Raw genomic sequence first — 20,272 nt, 5'->3', positions numbered from 1 at the left:
GGGCCTATAATACTGCATCGCGCAAGCAGGTCGGCGACATCGCCGGAACCGGCTCCACGCCGAGTGAAACAGCGCCGATACCGACCGGTCTCGGCCTACCCCAGCCAGAGAATGCCAACGACCACCATGACCGCCTGGACCGACCACCTCGCCCGGCAGGGCGCCCGACCGAACGGCGCCGCCGTCGCCTTTGCCGACGCCGAAACCGAAGCCCGCGCCGCAGCGGAAGGCACGATCGCCGTGCCGCTGCTGCACCTGGGCGTGATCCGCTCCACCGGACCGGATTCCGCCACCTTCCTGCACAACCTGGTCTCGAACGACGTGCTCAGGCTCGCCGCCGACGACGCGGCGTGGAACAGCTTCAACTCGCCCAAGGGCCGCATGATCGCCAGCTTTCTGATGTGGAGCGAGGCAGAGGGCCACGCGCTGGCGCTGTCGGCCGACATCCTCCCCGCCGTCCTGAAGAAGCTGTCGATGTACGTGCTGCGCAGCAAGGTGAAGCTGGCCGACGCCAGCGCCGACACGCTGCTGATCGGCGTCTCCGGCGCCGGCGCCATCACCGCCCTCCGCGCCGCGGGGCTGCCCGTGCCGGATGCCGCCATGAAGCAGGCGAGCGATGCCGAAGGCAGCCGCTGCATGCGCATCGGCGATGCGATGTTCGTCGTCGCCGCGCCGGCCGGGTCGGCGCCGCGCCTGTTCGACGCGCTCGCCGCCGGCGGCGCGGCGAAGGCGGGCACCGCCGCCTGGCAGCTCGCGATGATCCGCGCCGGCATCCCGCTCGTCACCGCAGCGACGCAGGAGGAATTCGTCGCGCAGATGCTCAACTACGAACTCATCGGCGGCGTGAGCTTCCAGAAAGGCTGCTACCCGGGGCAGGAAATCGTCGCCCGCACGCAGTACCTCGGCAAGCTGAAGAAGCGCATGTACCGGCTCGCCATCCCCGGCGATGCGGCGCCGGCCCCGAACGCCGATCTCTTCGCGCCGGATTTCGGCGCGCAGTCCGCCGGCAAGCTGGTCAACGTCGCGCCGGCACCGGGCGGCGGCTTCGAAGCGCTCGCCGTCCTGCAGACCAGCAGCGCCGAAGCCGGCGAGGTTCATCTCGGCAGCCCGGACGGCGCCCGGCTCACCCTGCTCGGCATGCCCTATCCGCTGGCCTGAGATCACCGGACCGTGCGGCGGGCTTCGCCCGCACCGCGCGGTACCGCAGCGCAACCCGCTCAATCCTGCGCCGGAGGGCCTCGGGCTTGACCAGCTACTACATCTACTACCGGCTGCGTCCGGATGCCGGATTCGCCGACGCACTCCGCGTGCTGCAGGCGATGCAGGCCACCCTCGCCCGCCGTACCGGCATCGTCGGGCGCATCATGCGCCGCGCCGACGATCCGGTCACCTGGATGGAAATCTACGAAGGCGTGAGCGACAAGGACGGCTTCGACGCGGCCCTGCAGGACGAAGCCGATGCCCACCGCGCGGCCGACCTGCTGGAGCCCGGCACCACGCGCCACCTGGAGCGTTTCGTCCCGTGTGCCTGATCGCCTTCGCCTGGCGCGTCCATCCCGAATTCCCGCTCGTCGTGGTCGCCAACCGCGACGAATACCTCGACCGCCCGGCCGTTCCCGCCCACTGGTGGCCGGACGCCACCGACCTGCTCGCCGGCCGCGACCTGGAGGCCGGCGGCACGTGGATGGGGTTGTCTCGCAACGGCCGCTTCGCCGCGCTGACCAACTACCGCGATCCCAGCCGGCGCCACAGTGCCGCGCCCTCGCGCGGCAGGCTGGTGCGGCAGGCGCTCGAGACCGGCGAGGACACGCTTGCCGCGCTGCACGCCATCGCCGCCGACAGCGTGCGCTACGCCGGCTTCAACCTGCTGGTGAGCGACGGCCTCACGCTGGGCGTCCACGAAAGCACGACCGGCGCGGTGTCGCTGCTCGAACCCGGAATCCACGGCCTGTCGAACCACCTGCTCGACACGCCGTGGCCCAAGCTCGCCCATGCGCGCCGGCACCTGACTGCGCTGCTGCAGCGGCTTCCCGCCGACGACGACGTGCTCGCCCTGCTGCGGGACGAGACCGCCGCTGCCGACGAGGATCTGCCCAGGACCGGCGTCAGCCTCGAATGGGAACGCCTGCTGTCGCCGGTCTTCATCCGCGCGCCCGGCTACGGCACGCGCTGCTCGAGCCTGATCCTGGTCGGCCGCGATGGCCGGACGCGTTTTCGCGAATGGACCTGGGAGGACGATGGCGGCCTGCGCAGCGAAGTGCTGCACGGCTTCACCATCACGCGCTGAGCCGGCGCCGCATCGCACGGTGCTCGATGCCCGCCTCCATGAAGACCTCGCCTTCGGCGGCGAACCCGTGGCGCTCGTAGAAGGCCAGCGCATGCACCTGGGCGTTGAGCACCACCTCGCCCATGCCGAGCGCCGCCGCCTCGGCCACCAGGGCCTCGAGCACGTCGCCGCCCACACCGCGTTTGCGCCACGCCGCATCCACCGCCATGCGCCCGATGTGGCCATCGGGCAGCAGGCGGCCGGTGGCGATCGCCTCGCCGGCGGCGGTACGCGCCACGGCATGCCGGCAGACAGCGTCGAACTCGTCCATCTCCAGTTCGGGCGGCACGCCCTGCTCGGCCACGAACACCCGCTCGCGCAGCGGCATCGCCAGCGGCGCCGCCTCGCGCCAGTCCATCAGCTCGATGCGATAGCTTTCCTGCCGCTCGTTCATTCCACGATCTCCACCGGCGTGCCCGCGGCCGCCAGTTCGTAAAGCTCGATCACGTCCCGGTTGCGCATGCGGATGCAGCCGTGCGACAGCGGCACGCCCATCGGCTGGTCGTCGCCCGTGCCGTGGATGTAGACGTAGCGGCGCATCGTGTCGACCCTGCCGAGCCGGTTGCGCCCCGGCTCCTCGCCGCACAGCCACAGGATGCGGCTCAAGATCCAGTCGCGGCCGGGGTGTTCGGCGGCAAAGGCCGGCGTCCACAACTGCCCCGTCGGCCGGCGCCCGCGGAACACCGTCCCGGCGGGCGCCCCGCCGCCTATCCGTGCCCGGATGCGATGCCGGCCGCGCGGCGTACAGCCGCTGCCTTCCATCTCTCCCGCGCCATTGAGTGCGGTCGACACGGCGTAGCGGCGGATGCACGCCCCGTCCGCGCCGAAAAGCTCCAGGGTCTGGCGGCCGATGTCGATGCGGATGCGCATGGCGGTTGGCGCCCTCACGCGGTCAACGTCCCGCGGCGGCGGCTGGCGAAGAAGTTCGACAGCAGGTTGCCGCACTCCTCGCCCAGCACGCCGCCGGTGACCGTCGCATGATGGTTCAGCCTCTCCTCGCCGAAGAGGTCGATCACGCTGCCGGCCACGCCGGTCTTCGGGTCGCGGGCGCCGAACACGACCCTCGACACGCGCGCGTGCATGATCGCGCCCGCGCACATCGCGCACGGTTCGAGGGTCACGTAAAGCTCGCAACCGGGCAGGCGATAGTTGCCGATGCGCGCCGCCGCATCGCGCAGGGCCATGATCTCGGCGTGCGCCGTCGGGTCGTGCCGGCTGATCGGCTGGTTGAAGCCGCGGCCGACGATCTCGCCGTCCAGCACCACCACCGCCCCCACCGGCACCTCTTCGCAGGCGCCGGCCTCGCGCGCCTGGGCGATGGCGGCACGCATGTAGTCCTCTTCGTTCATTCTGCTTCCAGTCGGGCGAATCCGATGCCGCGGCGGCCAGCGGCTCGACGCCGCCCGCCTCACCTCACGGCCGGTGGGAACCTTAGCATTGTCGCCCGGCATCGCCAAAATCCGCCCCCGAGGCGGACCGCCCGGCCACGCCGGCACCGGTGCCGTGGTCGCAGCCGTCGTGCAGCGACGCACGACGGCGCGCGATCTTCTTTGCTCACGCCGAAATCCGGGGGGTTAAACTTCGTAACGACTCTTCAACGGACGGTTTGGCCATGGACGACTTCGCACTGCAACTGGCTGCCTTCAACGCCCAGATCGAGCAGGAACTGCAGGACGGACGGCTCAGCTTTCCGACCGTGCTCGAACTCTCGATGCGCATCAAGCAGCTCGCCGACGATCCGAACTCCTCGCTCAAGGACATCGCCAACGCGGTCCGCGCGGAACCCGTGCTCAGCGCCAAGACCCTGCGCATGGCCAACACCGTGCAGATCAATCCCTACCCGGGCCAGATCTCCACGGTCAACGACGCGGTGGTGCGCGTGGGGCTGGCCGCGCTGCGCTGCCTCGCCTATGCGGTGGCCGCCGAGCAACTTACCCGGGATCATCGCTCCGGACGCATGCGGCTCATCGCCGCCGGGCTGTGGCTGCACAGCGTCGATGTCGGCTGCTGGGCCTACGCGCTGGCCGCGCAACTGAAGATCGCGAACCCGGACAGCGCCCTGCTGGCCGGCCTGATGCGGACCATCGGCCAGTTCTACCTGCTTGCCAAGGCGGCCGACTACCCCGCCCTCGAACGCGACATGAACCGCTTCGCGGAATTCGTCGCCACCTGGAACGCCCCGATGAGCAGCGCGATCCTCGAGACCTTCTCGCTGCCCGAGCACATCCTCGACGCACTCGACGACACCGAACTCTACGGCGACGTCTGGCCGCCGTCCGACCTGAGCGACGTGCTGTTCGTCGCCGCGCTGGCCGCCGAAACGCCGAACCCTTTCGACACCATGCTCGGCGTCACGCGCCGCCCCGAACTGCTCGAAGCGTGTACCGGCGGCCTCGACCGCGCCCAACTGGATGCGCTGATCGACGCAGCACGGGCCACCAAGCAGGAAATGCTCGCGGCGGTGTGCAACTGAAGCACCGCCTGCCGCGCGCCGCGCGCCGCGCCGGTCAGCGCTCCCGCAGACTCTCGTTTCCGTACTGCATCAACGGGCTCAGGAAATACTCGATCACGCGGCGCCTGCCGGTCTTGATCTCGACGGACACGGCCATGCCCGGCCCGAGGTTGACCGGCGTGCCATCCACATCGATAGTAGAGCGCTCCATCCTGACACGGGCGGAATAGATCAATCCGCGCTTCTCGTCATTGATGGCGTCGTGCGACACCGATGCGATCCGTGCATGGATGGTGCCGTACTTCGTGTATTGAAAGGTTTCGATCTTCACCTCCGCCGGCTGCCCCGGCCGAACGAAGCCGATGTCCTTGTTGTCGACGAACGCCTCGACTTCGAGGGCCTTGTCGCGTGGCACGATCATCATCAGCGGCTGCGCTTCGGTGACGACTCCGCCGACGGTATGCACGGCCAGTTGCTGTACCGTCCCCTCCACCGGCGATTTCAACTGCATGAGGCGGTCACGGTTTTCGGCCTTCAGAAGCTCCTGTTCCAGAGCGGCTCCGCGCTGCAGCCCCTCTGTAACGTCGTCCAGATTCGCCCGCCGCGTTTCCGCATCCAGCATGGCGCGCTGCTCGCGGGCCTCCCTGACCGCGGCCTCGATTTCCTTGAGGCGGCTCTTCTGCGCCGCCAGATCCGCCTCATGCTCGATGCGGGATTGCTCCTGCTCGAGATAGCCGTGTCTGGACACGAAGTTCCGATCGACCAGATTGCGGAAGTCCTCCGCGCGACGGCGGGCGATGGGCACAGTCTGTTCGAGCTTGCTCACCTGTTCCCGCGTAGACGTGATCTCCGCTTCGCGCCGCGCGATTTCCGCCTCCACCCTGCGTGCCCGGGCACGGTATTCGTCATACTGGCCGAGCAACTGGCGTCTTGCCTCGGCGTTCAGACTCTCGCTCGCCTCCACCACGGCGGGGAGAGCCGGCAGCCTGCCATGCTCCATTGCCGCCAGCATGGCCTTGCTGCGTGCAACCTGCAGGCGCGCGGCCGCCAGGTCGGAACGCAGGCGTTCCCGGTCCGCCCTCGCCGTCGTTGCATCGAGTTCCACCAGCACGTCGCCAGCCCCGACCAGTTGGCCGTCGCTGACCCATATGGCCCGGACCGTCGCCGTTTCCAGCGGCTGGATGGTCTTGGTGCGGTCGTTGGGCATGACCCGCCCCTGCGCCGTCGCCACCACGTCGATTTCACCGAATACGGCCCATGCCAGCGCAATCGCCGAGAACAGCATCAGCATCCACATCGCCACGCGTGGTGCGGGCGACACCGGCGTCTCCTGCAGGGCCAACGCCGCGGGCAGGAATGCCACCTCATGCGGCTGACGGGCCGGTCCCTCCATCTGCACACGATGCCGCCACGCATGCCTGAAGGCGGCCGCATAGCGGCGGACGAGATCGCCCAATGCTTTCAATCGCAACATGCCGCTCATCGTTTCTCACCCCTGCTGCAGACGGTGCAGCCGGGCATAGTGCCCCGCTTCCCGGCCGAGAAGCTCCGCATGCGTACCGGCCTCGACGATCCGGCCGCGGTCCATCACCACGATCCGGTGGGCATCCCGCACCGCAGACAAGCGGTGAGCGATGATGATCACCGTCCTGCCCTTGCAGATCGCCTTCATGTTCTCCTGGATCACGCGCTCGCTTTCATAGTCGAGCGCACTCGTGGCCTCATCGAAGATCAGGATTCGGGGATTGGTCATCAAGGCCCGGGCGATCGCGATCCGCTGCCGCTGACCGCCGGACAGGCTGGAACCATGCTCGCCGACAAGGGTGTCGTACGCCTCGGACAACTCAAGAATGAATTCATGCGCCCCCGCCAGCTTTGCGGCCCGGATGACGGCAGCCAGCGGCGCCCCGGGATCGGCCAGCGCGATGTTGTCCCGGATGCTGCGATTGAACAGGACACTTTCTTGCAGCACCACACCGATCTGCCGCCTCAAGGAGGACGCCTCGGCCAGGGCCAGATCCATGCCGTCGACCAGCACCCGGCCCCGCTCGGGCACGTACATGCGCTGAATGAGCCGGGTCAGGGTGCTCTTCCCCGAACCGGAACGCCCGACGATGCCGAGCACCTCTCCCGCACCGATATCGAGCGACACGCCGCTCAAGACCTCCGGCCCGTCGGGACGGTAGCGGAAAAGCACCTGATCGAGCGTGACCCGGCCGGCCAGCAGCGGCAGCGCACTCTTGTTGCCGGAGGCTTCCGTCCGGGTGTTGAGGATGTCGCCGAGACGCTGGACAGAAATGCCGGTCTGCTGAAAATCGGTCCACATCTGCGCCAACCGCATCACCGGTTGCGAAACCTGCCCCGCGAGCATGTTGAATGCGATCAACTGACCCACGGTGAGGTTGCCCTCGATCACCAGACGGGCGCCCAGGTACATGGTGATCACCGTGACCAGCTTGCCGATCAGCGTCACGCCACCATTGGCAAAGCTGCCCACCGTGGCCGTGCGGAAACTCGACGAGACGTAGGCTGCAAGCTGCCCGTCCCATTTGCGCGTCCAGTGCGGCTCGACGGCCAGCGCCTTCACCGTGTCGATGCCGCTGATGGTCTCCACCAGAAAAGCCTGGTTCTCGGCACTGCGATTGAATTTCTCATGCAGACGGGCACGCAGAACCGGCGTGAACATCGCCGTCAGAATCGCGTAGCACGGCAGGGAAAGCACGACCACGAGCGTCAGCCAGCCGCTGTAGATCAGCATGACGCCGATGAATACCACCGAGAACAGCAGGTCCAGCACCAGCGTGACGGCATTGCCGGTCAGGAACGCCCGGATGTTCTCCAGTTCCCGCACCCTGGCAACGGAATCTCCCACCCGCCGCGCCTGGAAATAGGCCATGGGCAGGTTGAGCAGATGCCGGAACAGCCTTGCCCCCAACTCCACATCGATGCGGCTGGTGGTGTGCGCGAACACGTAGGTCCGCAGCGTCGTCAGCGCGACCTCGAACAGCATCACAACCGTTAGGCCGATCGCGATGACATCCAGCGTGGTAAAGCCGCGATGGACGAGCACCTTGTCCATCACCACCTGGAAGAACAGCGGGGTGACCAATGCAAAGAGCTGCAGAACGAAACTGACGGCGAAAACCTCCCCCAGCAGCTTGCGATACTTGACGATCGCGGGCACGAACCAGGTGAAGTCGAACCGGCGCAAATCCTGGCCCAGCGATTCGCGCGATGTGAACAAGATCAACTCATTGCACCAGCGCGTCTGAAGTTCGGCTACCGGCACAGTCTCTGCCCGGCCCGCGAGCGGAGACTGAATCAGCGCCTTGTCGCCTTCGACGCGCGCAAGCAGAAAGAACGTGCCATCCCGCGCTATGGCAATCGCCGGCAACGGCGTTCTCGCAAGGCGATCATTGGACGCCTTGATCGCTTTTGCGTGCAAACCCAAGGCCCTGGCTGCATGAAGGATCTCGTCACAGCCGAATCGCGCTCCGGCCATCGCATGTTCATGCGCCAACTGGTGCGGATCGGCAGCAACGCCGTGTAGACGGGCCATCAGGACAAGGCAGGTGAGCCCGGTATCCAGTGGCGGCGAGCCAGCAGGGGGCGTAGCTTCACCTGCTCCGGCAACCCCCTGTGAGTCTCTGAAATTGTCGGCCGTGTCGGCGGAAGACATTGCTCTTACTCTTCTTTCTTGAACCGCATGACGAACTGCCTGACCTCGATGCCTTCCGGAACCTGGCCGCAAACCTCGCGCGAGATGATTATTCTCAACCCGCAGCAAACACGCCTGCGCACCCGATCGGGAATACGGTCGGACCGAATACGGATTTATATCGCTGCCGGATGCCCTGGACATCCGTTTCTCTCTCTTGGAGAAAAGAAATCGCACTGCGGCGACTTCCCTCCTCCTCGAAAAAGTCTCCGAATCAAACCGGCGCCGCCAGCGCAATGGCGCTGTTCTGTCGATCAAGCGGAATGAAGGTGTCGGCAGAGGCTTCACCTGCGGGGAGGGCCATCAGAGAAAGCAGAGCATCCGCTTGTTGCTGGACATCTGCTTCATCGAGCCCATTCATAGGGCTGACCTCGTAACGGAAATAGATATCCGCCATTCGCCGCCGGTTGCCGTTAACCACCGCCGAAGACTCCTCCCCAATCAGGACGCCATTGGAAACTTCATCTACGACACGATATTCGACAACCACTTCAGTGATGTTAGCAGCCGTCAGACCACGCAATTCCCCCTCGTCACTGACACCATTCTGATCGAGGTCCTGCCAGATGAGCAGCCGGTCAAAATTCTCATCCCTGGAGTCGACGACGCCATCGCCATTGGAGTCGAAAGCTGCGAGTTTTCCATATCCCTCCCCTCGCTCCAGGCCGCCAAAGAGTTCGGAGACTCCATCGATGACTCCATTTCCATTTGCATCATAGGCAAGAAATCCATCATCACCGGACAACCAGGCTGTCCATTCAGCCTCTCCGTCTCCCGTCAGGTCAAAACGCACTGAGCTGTCACGTAGCCGGATGGTTTCCAAGCCGTCTCCATCCAGGTCGATCGCTATCGGAGAGCCCCATTTCGAATTGAGCCCTACGTTTTCGACGTAGTTCTTATCTACCTGACTGCTCTTTCCGAGCAAATTAGTAGTCTTCTCATATAGGTACCAATTTGTCGTTGTCGCATTCCAGAGGCCGTCGTAGAGCCAAGTGTACGAATCATTGAAGTTCAAACCGCTGCCCAGATATGGACGAGTATCAAACTCATCCCAATAGTTCCCGGGATCAATTAGTGAATAGTAGTCATTGTTTTTAAAATAATTTACGCTTTCTTGATATATACCGCTAATCGAGTCACCCCGAATAAAGTTGAAGTCGAAAATTCCCGACCCATTCAAGATAGACTTCGTGAAGTCGACAGTATTTTGGCCGGAGCCGAAACCGATGTTCCCAATGTTCGAAATAAAACTATTGAACTGATAGTCCGACAATTGCACAGATGCTTGATTTATCAGTGAGCCACCGCCAGTATTAACTTGGCTATTGTCAACATACTCCATAATCGGATTACCCGTCTTTCCATCCAGCACCCTAACCACTCCAGCTGGCAGACCCCCCCAAAAATTATCAGCCGTTGTTGAATTTAGATGGGCAACTTCATCGTAAGAAAAACCGTATTTATCTGTAAGTTGATAACTAAACAGCTCGGTTCCATTTATTGAATACTGTCTAACGATCAATCTTCCTTGATTAGTTGAGCCAGACGAATCATACAATTCCCTCACCAAATCATTAATTACATCCCGAGCCCCCGCACCAGATGCCAATCCAATAAGAGAAACGGTTACCGCAACACTGAGTGGAACAGTACCCCCGAGCACAACAGCTAATGCCGACAATCCTGTCAGCACGGAACTGGTTATCTGCAGAACATCAGATGGCTGCAAAGTCCCATTCTTCCATTTTTCTATGGCAGAGACGGTGTTATTAGTAATTGCGACTTGACTTAATCCCACTCCAATTGCATTTCCTAGAGGCCCTAACGTAGGAGCTACGCTAGCCGCAAAATTCAGCAAATTTAGAACAGCTTCGGGATTATTTTCAGACGAACCGACCTCCCATCCACTTTGAAAATTCCCAAAGCCATCCAGAATCGCCTCTGTAACTTTACGCAAATCAGCCAATTTACAGCCTCCAATTAAATAAGTAGAAAATCAAATTCACTATTGCCATAAATAAAATCGGATATTTCCAGGCATCCTTCACTAAGTCTGCATTAAAAAAAATTTCCCCCTCTTCTTTGCGTAGCCCGGCCAAGATATAGGCGCCGTAACAAATTGACGGAAAAACAGCAAAAATAAGAACTCCCTTCCACGTATCCGGATGAGGGGTCATCCTGACTCCAGGAAGAAAAAATGCAGCCAAGAACATACAAAGAGCAACAAATAGACAAAGAACGGAGACAAACCTCCCTGTCTTTGGCCATGGAAATAGAATATTAAAAGCGGGAAATTTTCTCGACTCAACTGTTTTAAAATGCAGCAAAGTTGAATGACCCATCACAAAAAAAGTGATAGCTATTGAAATCAAAATGATTCTTCCCACGCCTTTTTCTCCTTACCAATTAAATAGAAAATGTTATAACGATATATTCCTACGTATCTTTAAAATTGTCGTCAATTTCACTGAACGACTTAGTCTTTTACTTTTATTCTCCAAATCGTATAGCGGACCTCCCTGTTCTGGCCGCCTTCCGAGCCCCATTCGAAAACCTCATACGAGGCTACTTCCGGTCTCCGATCCCTCTGGTTCAGCGACACCCTCCCCCCGAGATCGCCCTAGCATCAAGCTGATTCCTGGGCACGTACCTCCGGCGAAACATAGCATTAATACCTAGATTACATTGCGTATTACTATGACCTCAATATAAAAGTCAGATTTATCTTAATTGAATTAGCCCAAAAGAAACTACACATACAAAAAAATACAACGCATCCAATTATGACGTAGCCAATACCACTCATTATGCACCCCCATCTGAACGCCCCGTAGACGTTGTTTCCCAAAATATAGACAACAATGATATAAACTACGCAGAAAATAAGGGAGAAGAGGAACAGGACAAAATAGATCAATGTCTGAACAGACACTCTCAACACGCTCACCCATCCTTTCAATTCATTTTTTTCATCATAGATAAAACCACGAAACAATGATCGGATAAGAACATTGATGGAAAGTCTTACTCCTCCACCAATAGAAAGAGAGAGAACGGTTGACAACACAATAAAAATTGCCCCTTTCACCATCTTCCCCAAACCATTTCAAATTGCTTCTGCAACTTTATGCAGACCAGCCAATTTAAGTTATCCAATCAGCAGATGTTGCCCCATGATTCAGCGAGTACATGCAGCTTTAGTGCCGGGTAAAAGCAGTGTGATGAGGAACGCGAGCAGGAGGACAAGCACGAGAAGGGGGCCGAAGCCGGGAAGCCTGTCCATTCCATGGTGCAGATATAGCCACGGCGACATGCGTACCAGTTGGAACAATGCTGCGGCGATTCCGAGCCACCACGCCCAGCGAAATCGATGCCACAACCCCCAGGCGGCAACTCCAGCGACCAATGTTGCGGTCCAGGTACTGGGGAGCAAGAGACTGAACTTGAGGGTGTAAACCTCTCCTGTGTTCAGAAAATGCAGGGCAATGCCGCCGAGCACGACGAAGATGTATCCAAGGGCAGTGAATGAAGCGAGTCGTGCGCGGTCGTGAATCATGTTTTGTACCTATGGACGAAGTGGTCGAGAAACCACTGCCGTGTTGCGGGAGTCGAGCCGGTCGCTTCGTATGCCCGAAGCTTGGACTCAGGCTCCGTTTAGCATAAACAATAATAATTATCATTGTCAACATCATCATATACCATATGGCTTTCAGCACTCATGCATCCTGCGGACACGAGAATCCGGTCCGGCATTGACCTTTCCTCGTACCGCAGCGGTACGAAGGTGCCTTTGGGTGGATACTTGCCCGATCAGGCGGACGCCCAAGGAATCGATCCATGACTCGACCGGTATCGGCGACGGAGCTGGAAGCGCGCTTCCAGCGATGCGCGCGGCTCATCGCGCAGGCCGATGGCTTGCTCATCACGGCCGGTGCGGGCCTGGGAGTCGATTCGGGGTTGCCGGACTTTCGCGGCAGCGAGGGGATGTGGCGGGCCTATCCGGCATTGGGGCGTGCCGGGATGCACTTCCACGACATCGCCTCGCCCAATGCTTTCGATACCCGCCCAAGGCTCGCATGGGGCTTCTACGGGCATCGCCTTGCGCTGTACAGGAAAACGGAGCCGGGGCCGGCGTTCGCGATCCTCGGGGAGATCGGCCGGCGCCTGCGCAATGGCGCGTTCATCTTTACGTCGAACGTCGACGGCCAGTTCCAGAAGGCCGGTTTCGATGCAGGACGGATCGTCGAGTGCCATGGCTCGATCCATCATCTGCAGTGCATGGTTGGCTGCAGGGGCGACATCTGGCCGGCCGACGGTTTTCTGCCGGACGTCGACGCCTACACGTGCAAACTCGTCAATGCGCTTCCGCACTGCCCGTGGTGCCGGGGGCTGGCGCGGCCCAACGTTCTCATGTTCGGCGATGCCGGCTGGATCGATGACCGCACCCGCCTGCAGCAGGCCCGGCTCGGCGACTGGCAGCGCAGGGTGGATCGCCTGCTGGTGATCGAGATCGGCGCAGGCACGGCCATCCCCTCGGTCCGCCTGTTCGGCGAAGGCCGGGATGCGCCGATGATCCGGATCAACCCAGCCGAATCCGCAACTTCGGCGGATCGCGGGGTATCGTTACCGCTCACCGGGACGCAGGCTATGCGCGGCATCGCGGATGCCCTGCTCGATGCAGGTTTTCTGGAGCGGTAAACTTTCCCGGGCCGGCTACAGTTCGACCTGCGTCCCCAGCTCGACGACGCGATTGGGTGGAATCCGGAAATAGTCGGCCGCGCTGCCGCCGTTGCGGAACATGACGATGAAGAGCTTTTCGCGCCAGCGCGCCATGCCGGAGCCGACGCGCGAGACCAGGGTCTCGCGGCCGAGGAAGAAGGACGTTTCCATCGGCCTGTAGGGCATGCCCTGCGCCTCGCACAGCGCCAGGGCTGCGGGGATGTCCGGCTCGTCCTTGAAGCCGTAGCGGATGCGCAGTTGATAGAAGCCGAAGTCGAGTTCGGTCAGTTGCACGCGTTCGGTCTCGGGCACGTAGGGCACGTCCGCGGTATCGACCTTCACCAGCAGCACCCGCTCGTGCAGCACCTTGTTGTGCAGCAGGTTGTGCAGCAGCGCGCGCGGTACGCCGTCGATCCAGGTCGTCATGAACACCGCCGTCCCCGCCACCCGCGGCGGGGGATCGTGGAACATGGAGCGGATGAAGATCTCGAGCGGCATGGTGTCGCTGCGGATGCGCTCGTTGAGGATCGCGCGCCCCCGCTTCCAGGTGGTCAGCAGCGTGAAGATGGCCGCGCCGATCAGCAGCGGGAACCAGCCGCCCGCCAATACCTTGACGAGGTTGGCCGAGAAGAAGGCGAGATCGACCGTCAGGAAGACGGCGAGGAACAGCACCGACCGCGGCAGTCCCCATTTCCACAGGCCGCGCACGACGACGAAGGCGAGCACGGTGTCGATCATCATCGTCAGCGTGACCGCGATGCCGTACGCCGACGCCAGCGCGCTGGACGACTTGAAGCCCACGACCAGCGCGATGACCGCGCCGAGCAGCATGAAGTTGACCCCCGGCACGTAGATCTGGCCGATCTCCTTTTCCGACGTGTGCAGGGTGCGCATCCGCGGCGCGTAGCCGAGCTGCATCGCCTGGCGGGTGAGCGAGAAGGCACCGGAGATCACCGCCTGGCTGGCGATGATGGTCGCCAGCGTGGCCATGCCGACCATGGGATACAGCAGCGTATCGGGTACCAGCATGTAGAACGGGCTGCTGACGTTGTCCGGATGGTCCAGGATCAGGGCGCCCTGCCCGAGATAGTTCAGGTACAGCGCCGGAAAAACCAGGAAGAACCAGCCCAGCTTGATGGGCCGGCGGCCAAAATGCCCCATGTCGGCGTACAGGGCTTCGCCCCCGGTGATGGCCAGCACCACCGCGCCCAGCGCAAGCCAGCCCAGCAGCGGCCGGTCCGCGATGAAACCGGCAGCCCACGCGGGATTCAGCGCCCGCAGGATCTCGGGGTGGAGCATGATGCCGCCGATCCCCAGCGCCGCCAGCACCCCGAACCAGCACAGCATCACCGGACCGAAGATCGCGCCGACGCTCGCGGTTCCGCGCCGCTGCATCAGGAAGAGGCCGATCAGCACCACCAGCGCGATCGGAATGACGAAGGGGCGGAATGCGGGCGTGGCCACTTCCAGCCCCTCCACGGCGGAAAGGACGGAGATGGCCGGCGTGATCATCCCGTCGCCATAGAACAGCGCCGCGCCGAACACGCCTAGCACCGACAGCCCCCACGCCTTGCGCCCCGGCGGCACCACTCTCAGCGCCAGCGACATCAGCGCCATGATGCCGCCTTCGCCGCGGTTGTCGGCACGGGTGATGAACGTCACATACTTCGCCGACACCACCAGCATGAGCGCCCAGAAGATCAGCGACAGGATGCCGTACACATTCGCCGGGGTGACCGGCACCGCATGCGGGCCGTTGAACACTTCCTTCAGCGTGTAGAGCGGGCTGGTGCCGATGTCCCCATACACGACGCCGACTGCCGTGACCACGATGCCGGCGATGCCGCCCTTGTGCTCCTGCGCGTGCCCCGCTCCGTGCTCGGCGGGCAATTCGGCCCCGGTCGGTGTGTGCATGATGCTTTCTTCCGAAGTGCTGCGATGCGAAACGAGGGGCGGGGCCGAGCGATGCGCTGCCGTCATCCCATGGGGCGACGCCGAGGCCGCTTCATTCTACGCGCGCAACTGCGCCCGCACCGCCGAATCGCTCACGCAGCGCGCGCGCCGCCCGCGACACGCTGGCGCGCGCTTCCGGAAAGCATTTGCCGAGGGTGAGATAGCCATGGATCATCCCCGCGGCCACTTCGTAATCGACCTCGCCGCCTTCCGCCCGGACGCGGCTGGCGAACGCCGTGCAGTCGTCCACCAGCGGATCGAACTCCGCCCCCAGCAGCAGCATCGGCGGCAGGCCGGCAAGCGACGCCGCACGCATCGGCGAGACGCGCCAGTCCTCGGTGTTGCCATCCGGCAGGTAATGGCCGAAGAACCACGCCAGGGTGCCGCGATCGAGGAAGTAGCCCTCGGCGAAGCGCTCGCGCGAGGGCCGCCCGCTCACGATCTCGGTGCTCGGATAGACCAGCAGCAGAAAGCGCGGCAGGCGCAGGCCCTCGTCCCGCAGCGCGATCGAGGTGACGATGGCGAGGTTGCCGCCTGCGCTGTCGCCGCCCAGCGCGATGCGCGCGGGGTCGATGCCGAGGCTCGGCGCCTGCCCTTTGCACCAGTCGAAGGCGAGGCGGGCGTCATGGATCGCCGCCGGAAAGGGATGCTCGGGCGCAAGGCGGTAATCGACCGACAGCACCGCGCAGCCCGACTGGTTGCAGAGTTCGCGGCAGGTGACGTCGTAGCTGGCGACATCGCCGACGCACCAGCCGCCGCCGTGGAACCAGATCGCCAGCGGCAGCGCATCGCCGGCGTGGCTTTCCAGCGGCCGGTAAAGGCGGGCCAGCAGGGCCGAACCGTCCGGGCGCGGAATCGGCACCTCGGTGGTGGATGCGACCGGCGGCGCTTCGCCGCGAAAGGCGAACTGGAGCTTTTCGAAGGAGCGGCGCGCCTGGTCGACGGTGAGATCGTGAAAGCGCGGGGCGCCGACACGGTAAGCCATGTCGAGCAGGGATCTGGCCTCGGGGGTGAGCGGCATGGAGCTTTCGGGCCGGCATCCGGGCCGGCGCATACTGATTGAATGGGGCCGAATTCTACCCGCGGATGGGCGGGCATAGAACGCGGACGAGGGACGCGGCGGCGCCATGTCGGAAGGGAATCGCAATCTCCGTGGCGCGGGGGCTGGACGCAGACCGGCTCTGCTCGGGCAGACGGAAGGAGGCTTCGTCCCCAAGGGCGTTCAGGCTGGGTTCAGGTATCGTCTTCCATAGTGTGTTCCATCCCTTTCGGACACACTGCAGGAGCCAGACGATGAAAGCCCGTTCCCCCCTCGCCCTCACCCTGTCCGCCGCCGCCATCGCGGTGGCTGCCGGCATCGCGGCCGTAGCGGCCACGCCCGCGGCGGCCGACGATCGCCCGCGCGCCGACGAAGTCCGCAAGCTGCGCGAAGCCGGCAAGATCCTGTCGATGGAAGACATCCTCAACCGCAGCCGCGCCGCGCAGCCCGGGCAGGTCGTCGAGATCGAACTCGACGACGACGATGGCCGCTACACCTACGAGGTGAAGCTCATCGACGACGCCAACCGGGTGCACAAGCTGAAACTGGACGCCAGTACCGGCGAAGTGCTCCGCCGCAAGGCGAAGTGAGCCATGCGCCTGCTGCTCGTCGAAGACGATGCGGCGCTCGGGGAACGCCTGCGCGGCCGGCTCGCGCAGGCGGGGTACGCGGTGGATCTCGTCGCCGACGGGATCGACGGTGCCCACCTCGGCGCCACCGAGCCGTACGACGCGGTGATCCTCGACCTGGGCCTGCCGCGCAAGCCCGGGCTCGCGGTGCTGCGCGACTGGCGCGCCGCCGGAAACACGGTGCCGGTACTGATCCTCACCGCGCGCGACGGCTGGGCCGAGCGCGTCGAGGGCCTGCAGGCGGGTGCGGACGACTATCTCGGCAAGCCCTTCCACGGCGAAGAACTGGTTGCCCGCATCCAGGCCTTGCTGCGCCGGGCGGCACCGGTGCATGCGCCGCAGCTTCGCGTGGGCGACTGGCGTCTGGACGAAGCGCGCCAGTGCCTCGTCGACGACCGCCGGGGGCAGCAGCAGGCGCTCACCGGCACCGAGTTCCGCCTGCTGCGCTATTTCCTGCGCCATCCCGGTGAAGTGCTGTCCAAGACGCGGCTGTCCGAGCATGTGTACGACTATGACAGCGAGCGCGACAGCAACGTGATCGAGGTCTACGTCAAGCGGCTGCGGGCGCTCCTCGGTCCGGACCGCATCGAAACCCGCCGCGGGCAAGGCTACCTGCTGCGCCCGGATGCCTGAGCCCGAGCAGACCGGTGCCTTCCTTGCCATGAACTCGCTGCTGCGTCGCCTGTCGATTTCGCTCGCCGCCGTCCTGCTCGCGGCCGGAGCGCTGCTGGCGGTCGGGCTGCAGGACTTCCCACGTGGCCTGGTCGAGGACTACGTACTGTCGCGCCTGCGCCACGATGCCGATCTCCTCTATGTGCGCGCAGCCGAGGCCGGCCCCGACCCCGCCGCGCTCGAGGCCGCCACCCGCGGGGCCGCCGGGTCGACATACGAGTTGCCGCTGTCGGGGCACTACTTCCTCATCCAGCGCGGCGAGCAGTCGAACAGGTCGCGTTCGACGTGGGACGAGGACGTGCCCCTGCCCCGCAGCGCGGCCGGCACCGAGTCCGTCACGCACGTGCCGGGGCCGGCGGGCCAGCGGCTGCTCGCCCTGGCGCGGCGCTACGCCGACGCTCCGGACGCCCCGGAGATCGTCGTCACCGTGGCGGAGGACATCGCGGCGATCGACGGTGCCATCGCCGCATTTCGCACCCGCATGCTGGCCGGCGTCGCCTTTGCGCTCGGCGTGATGCTGATCCTGCAGCGCAGGCTGCTCGTGCGCGGGCTGGCACCGCTGCACCGGGCGGTGGATGCCTGCCGCCGCCTGGAGCGCGGCGAAGCCACCACGCTGGACGGCGACGCGCCGGCCGAGGTACAGCCGATGATCGATGCGGTGAACCGCCTCGCCCATCATCACACCCAGCGCCTGGGCCGCATCCGCCGCGCAGCGGGCAACCTGTCGCATGCGCTCAAGACTCCGCTCGCCGTGCTGTCGCAGACGGCCGACGAGATCGCCGCGCAGGGCGACGAGGCACATGCCGGGGAATTGCGCATCCACATCGATGCGATGCGCTCCACCATGGAACGCGAATTGCACCGCGCCCGGCTCGCGGGCGCCGGACCGACCCGGGAATACTTCGAGGCGCGCGGCCAGCTTGGTGCGCTCGCCGCCGCGTTGCAGAGATTGCATGCGGACAAGGACATCGCGATAGAACTCGACGTCCCCGACTGCCGCTTCCCGGTGGATCGGGAGGACATGCTCGAACTGTTCGGCAACCTGCTCGACAACGCCTGCAAGTGGGCGCGCCGCCACGTGCGCGTGTCGATCGACGGCGCCGTGGCACCCGGCGAGCTGTCGTGCCATGTGGACGACGACGGCCCCGGCGTACCGGACGACATGCTGCACAGGCTCGGCACCGCCGGCCTGCGCGCCGACGAGAACCGCCCCGGCCACGGACTGGGATTGGCGATCGTCGGCGACATCGTCGCCCAGTACGACGGCACGCTGCACTACGGACGCGCCCCGGCGCTCGGCGGCCTGCGCGTGAGCGTGCGGCTTCCCCTCGCCGACGACTGACATCCGTCATGCCGGTCCGTCCCGCGCTACGGCAGGCGGGCACCGAATCGGCCGGCGACTGTCTATATGCTTGTCGGAGATTCGCCCTCGAGGGGCAAGGCCGGGCATGCCCGGTCGGGTTCCGGGTTCAGACGGATCTCCGGCACTCGCTGGGGGATCAGGGGATGGAACCCGTATCGAGGAGATGATCATGACCCTGCATGATCTGCCCAAGATGTTCTACTCGTATTCCGAAGGCTGGTCCGAGCTCAGGCGCATCCACCCGGCGATGGGATGGCTGTTCGTGCTGTACGTGATGCCGCTGTCGCTGCTGCCGCCGGCGATGGTGACGTACTCGATGGAGGTCTCGCCTGGCGCGGTATTTCCCCAACTGGTGCCGGCGCTCAGCGGTGGCGAAGCCTTCGCCGTCGCCGCTGCGTTCTATGTCGCGCAGTTGCTCATGGTGCTGCTGATGGCCTCCATCATCCAGGACATGGGCGAACTCGTGGATGCGACCCCCAGCCATCACGACGCCTTCATGCTCGCCGCCGTCGCACCGACGCCCTTGTGGCTGTCTTCGCTGGCGCTGTTCGTCCCGTCGGCGTGGATCGTCGGCACGATCGTCGCCGCGGCATGGCTGGCATCGGCGGCGCTGATCTTCCACGGCGTCTGCCCGCTGTTCGGCATCACTGACCACGGCAAGGGGCGGCTGATGGGCTACTTCGTGCTGGCGCTGGGCGTCGTCGCATGGCTGGCGCTGCTGGTCGTGCTGGCGCTGATCCTGAGCATCATCGTCGGCCTGCGCTGATTCCGAAACGCGCTGCCGCCGCAGGCGGACTCCGGCCGCGCCGGGTCCGCCTCGTGTTCTTCACCGGTCGCGCGCCCATCATCCCGGACGCGGGGAAGCCTGCGGCGGGCATGCCGGCTCCCGCGCCGTCCAGGCCGACCGATTCACCCCCCGGACGGCCCTTCCCGCTTCATCCCATAGCGCTCCATCCATGCGCGAAAGCCTATGTCGCAGGGATCGCGGCGCAGGCGGGCGAGATGCAGCAGCATGTTCTCGACCATCGCATGCGCCGCGATTGCCGCCATCATCTCCAGACGCTGGTCCGCAGGCAGCCCGAATTCCTCGAGTTGACGGTTGATCTCGCAGAAATGCGCCGCCATCAGGCGCCGCGCACCCTCCACATCGATGGCGAGCGCGCCGAAGTCCATCGGATCCCCCGCCTCGATCTCGGCGATCAAGGCGGCAATCGTCTCGGGGGTCATGGATGCCTCCATGCATCTGAATGTGATGCTATGACCCCCCGCCGCGCGGAAGAGTGCCGCGCGACCGGGATCGCTCCAGCCCATGCGGCGGAACCGTCCGCCGCGCTCGCCGGGGCTCCGCATGCTGACCGGGATCGGGACGCCACCCGCCGCGCCTGCGAGCAGGACGCCGGG

20 protein-coding genes are annotated in these 20,272 nt (G+C 64.2%); 9 read left to right on the top strand and 11 right to left on the bottom strand.

Annotated elements, in window-relative coordinates:
* Window positions 1-126: 126 nt before the first annotated feature.
* From ygfZ to CCZ27_RS08055, 3 genes are all read left to right on the top strand, one after another.
* The gene (gene ygfZ / locus CCZ27_RS08065) at window positions 127-1,158 is read left to right on the top strand and encodes a CAF17-like 4Fe-4S cluster assembly/insertion protein YgfZ (protein WP_096447159.1); all 1,032 of its coding nucleotides are present in this window, start codon (window positions 127-129) and stop codon (window positions 1,156-1,158) included.
* An 86-nt stretch (window positions 1,159-1,244) separates the two neighbouring features.
* Window positions 1,245-1,532: a DUF4936 family protein gene (locus tag CCZ27_RS08060; RefSeq protein WP_232516598.1), complete on the top strand. Its 288-nt coding sequence runs from the start codon at window positions 1,245-1,247 to the stop codon at window positions 1,530-1,532.
* Entirely contained in the window at window positions 1,523-2,287 is a 765-nt protein-coding gene (locus CCZ27_RS08055; protein ID WP_096447157.1) for an NRDE family protein, read from the top strand. The genes CCZ27_RS08060 and CCZ27_RS08055 overlap by 10 nt, the downstream gene beginning before the upstream one ends.
* Here CCZ27_RS08055 and CCZ27_RS08050 read toward each other — a convergent pair.
* Genes CCZ27_RS08050 through tadA form a run of 3 tightly spaced genes read right to left on the bottom strand, consistent with a single transcriptional unit; the run spans window position 2,277 to window position 3,675 of the window.
* Window positions 2,277-2,720, bottom strand: coding sequence for a GNAT family N-acetyltransferase (locus CCZ27_RS08050; protein ID WP_096447155.1), 444 nt, complete (start codon window positions 2,718-2,720; stop codon window positions 2,277-2,279). The two genes, CCZ27_RS08055 and CCZ27_RS08050, sit on opposite strands and share 11 nt — an antisense overlap.
* The gene (locus tag CCZ27_RS08045; protein ID WP_096447153.1) at window positions 2,717-3,196 is read right to left on the bottom strand and encodes a L,D-transpeptidase; all 480 of its coding nucleotides are present in this window, start codon (window positions 3,194-3,196) and stop codon (window positions 2,717-2,719) included. Before CCZ27_RS08045 ends, CCZ27_RS08050 begins: the two co-directional genes overlap by 4 nt.
* Before the next feature lie 14 nt (window positions 3,197-3,210).
* Entirely contained in the window at window positions 3,211-3,675 is a 465-nt protein-coding gene (gene tadA / locus CCZ27_RS08040) for a tRNA adenosine(34) deaminase TadA (RefSeq protein ID WP_096447151.1), read from the bottom strand.
* Window positions 3,676-3,938: 263 nt separating this feature from the next.
* Between tadA and CCZ27_RS08035 the strand changes: the two genes are divergently transcribed.
* Window positions 3,939-4,799 carry an HDOD domain-containing protein gene (locus CCZ27_RS08035; RefSeq protein WP_096447149.1) on the top strand — a complete coding sequence of 287 codons (861 nt, stop codon included), beginning with the start codon at window positions 3,939-3,941 and terminating at the stop codon, window positions 4,797-4,799.
* Between the two features lie 34 nt (window positions 4,800-4,833).
* Here CCZ27_RS08035 and CCZ27_RS08030 read toward each other — a convergent pair whose 3' ends face one another.
* From CCZ27_RS08030 to CCZ27_RS08015, 5 genes are all read right to left on the bottom strand, one after another.
* Window positions 4,834-6,261: an HlyD family type I secretion periplasmic adaptor subunit gene (locus CCZ27_RS08030; protein ID WP_096447147.1), complete on the bottom strand. Its 1,428-nt coding sequence runs from the start codon at window positions 6,259-6,261 to the stop codon at window positions 4,834-4,836.
* Between the two features lie 6 nt (window positions 6,262-6,267).
* Complete coding sequence (locus CCZ27_RS08025; RefSeq protein WP_096447145.1) at window positions 6,268-8,457, bottom strand: type I secretion system permease/ATPase; 2,190 nt, start codon at window positions 8,455-8,457, stop codon at window positions 6,268-6,270.
* A gap of 253 nt (window positions 8,458-8,710) precedes the next feature.
* On the bottom strand, window positions 8,711-10,462 hold the full coding sequence (locus tag CCZ27_RS23420) for an SPM autocatalytic domain-containing protein (protein WP_157748493.1): 1,752 nt from the start codon (window positions 10,460-10,462) through the stop codon (window positions 8,711-8,713).
* A gap of 1 nt (window position 10,463) precedes the next feature.
* Window positions 10,464-10,883 carry a hypothetical protein gene (locus tag CCZ27_RS23415; RefSeq protein WP_157748492.1) on the bottom strand — a complete coding sequence of 140 codons (420 nt, stop codon included), beginning with the start codon at window positions 10,881-10,883 and terminating at the stop codon, window positions 10,464-10,466.
* 791 nt (window positions 10,884-11,674) lie between these two features.
* The gene (locus tag CCZ27_RS08015) at window positions 11,675-12,052 is read right to left on the bottom strand and encodes a hypothetical protein (protein WP_096447141.1); all 378 of its coding nucleotides are present in this window, start codon (window positions 12,050-12,052) and stop codon (window positions 11,675-11,677) included.
* Window positions 12,053-12,333: 281 nt separating this feature from the next.
* On the opposite strand from CCZ27_RS08015, the gene CCZ27_RS08010 reads away from it, so the two are divergent.
* A complete protein-coding gene (locus CCZ27_RS08010) occupies window positions 12,334-13,194 on the top strand; it encodes an SIR2 family NAD-dependent protein deacylase (protein WP_096447139.1) in 861 nt (286 codons plus the stop codon).
* Window positions 13,195-13,209: 15 nt separating this feature from the next.
* Here CCZ27_RS08010 and CCZ27_RS08005 read toward each other — a convergent pair whose 3' ends face one another.
* Both CCZ27_RS08005 and CCZ27_RS08000 read right to left on the bottom strand, forming a co-directional pair.
* Window positions 13,210-15,129, bottom strand: coding sequence for a potassium transporter Kup (locus CCZ27_RS08005; RefSeq protein WP_096452334.1), 1,920 nt, complete (start codon window positions 15,127-15,129; stop codon window positions 13,210-13,212).
* A 91-nt stretch (window positions 15,130-15,220) separates the two neighbouring features.
* Complete coding sequence (locus CCZ27_RS08000) at window positions 15,221-16,189, bottom strand: alpha/beta hydrolase (RefSeq protein ID WP_096452332.1); 969 nt, start codon at window positions 16,187-16,189, stop codon at window positions 15,221-15,223.
* A gap of 272 nt (window positions 16,190-16,461) precedes the next feature.
* Between CCZ27_RS08000 and CCZ27_RS07995 the strand changes: the two genes are divergently transcribed.
* From CCZ27_RS07995 to CCZ27_RS07980, 4 genes are all read left to right on the top strand, one after another.
* The gene (locus tag CCZ27_RS07995; RefSeq protein WP_096447137.1) at window positions 16,462-16,797 is read left to right on the top strand and encodes a PepSY domain-containing protein; all 336 of its coding nucleotides are present in this window, start codon (window positions 16,462-16,464) and stop codon (window positions 16,795-16,797) included.
* Window positions 16,798-16,800: 3 nt separating this feature from the next.
* On the top strand, window positions 16,801-17,469 hold the full coding sequence (locus CCZ27_RS07990; protein WP_096447135.1) for a response regulator transcription factor: 669 nt from the start codon (window positions 16,801-16,803) through the stop codon (window positions 17,467-17,469).
* The gene (locus CCZ27_RS07985; protein WP_232516597.1) at window positions 17,462-18,850 is read left to right on the top strand and encodes a sensor histidine kinase; all 1,389 of its coding nucleotides are present in this window, start codon (window positions 17,462-17,464) and stop codon (window positions 18,848-18,850) included. The genes CCZ27_RS07990 and CCZ27_RS07985 overlap by 8 nt, the downstream gene beginning before the upstream one ends.
* Before the next feature lie 190 nt (window positions 18,851-19,040).
* A complete protein-coding gene (locus tag CCZ27_RS07980; protein WP_096452330.1) occupies window positions 19,041-19,637 on the top strand; it encodes a Yip1 family protein in 597 nt (198 codons plus the stop codon).
* Window positions 19,638-19,780: 143 nt separating this feature from the next.
* Here the strand turns inward: CCZ27_RS07980 and CCZ27_RS07975 are convergent, their stop codons facing one another.
* The gene (locus CCZ27_RS07975) at window positions 19,781-20,098 is read right to left on the bottom strand and encodes a hypothetical protein (RefSeq protein ID WP_096452328.1); all 318 of its coding nucleotides are present in this window, start codon (window positions 20,096-20,098) and stop codon (window positions 19,781-19,783) included.
* Window positions 20,099-20,272: the final 174 nt, after the last annotated feature.

It is taken from the genome of Thauera sp. K11, assembly GCF_002354895.1.
Classification (GTDB): Bacteria; Pseudomonadota; Gammaproteobacteria; order Burkholderiales; family Rhodocyclaceae; genus Thauera; species Thauera sinica.
The sequence above is the reverse complement of the archived record's forward strand: the minus strand, read 5'-3'. Positions and strand labels throughout refer to the sequence as shown.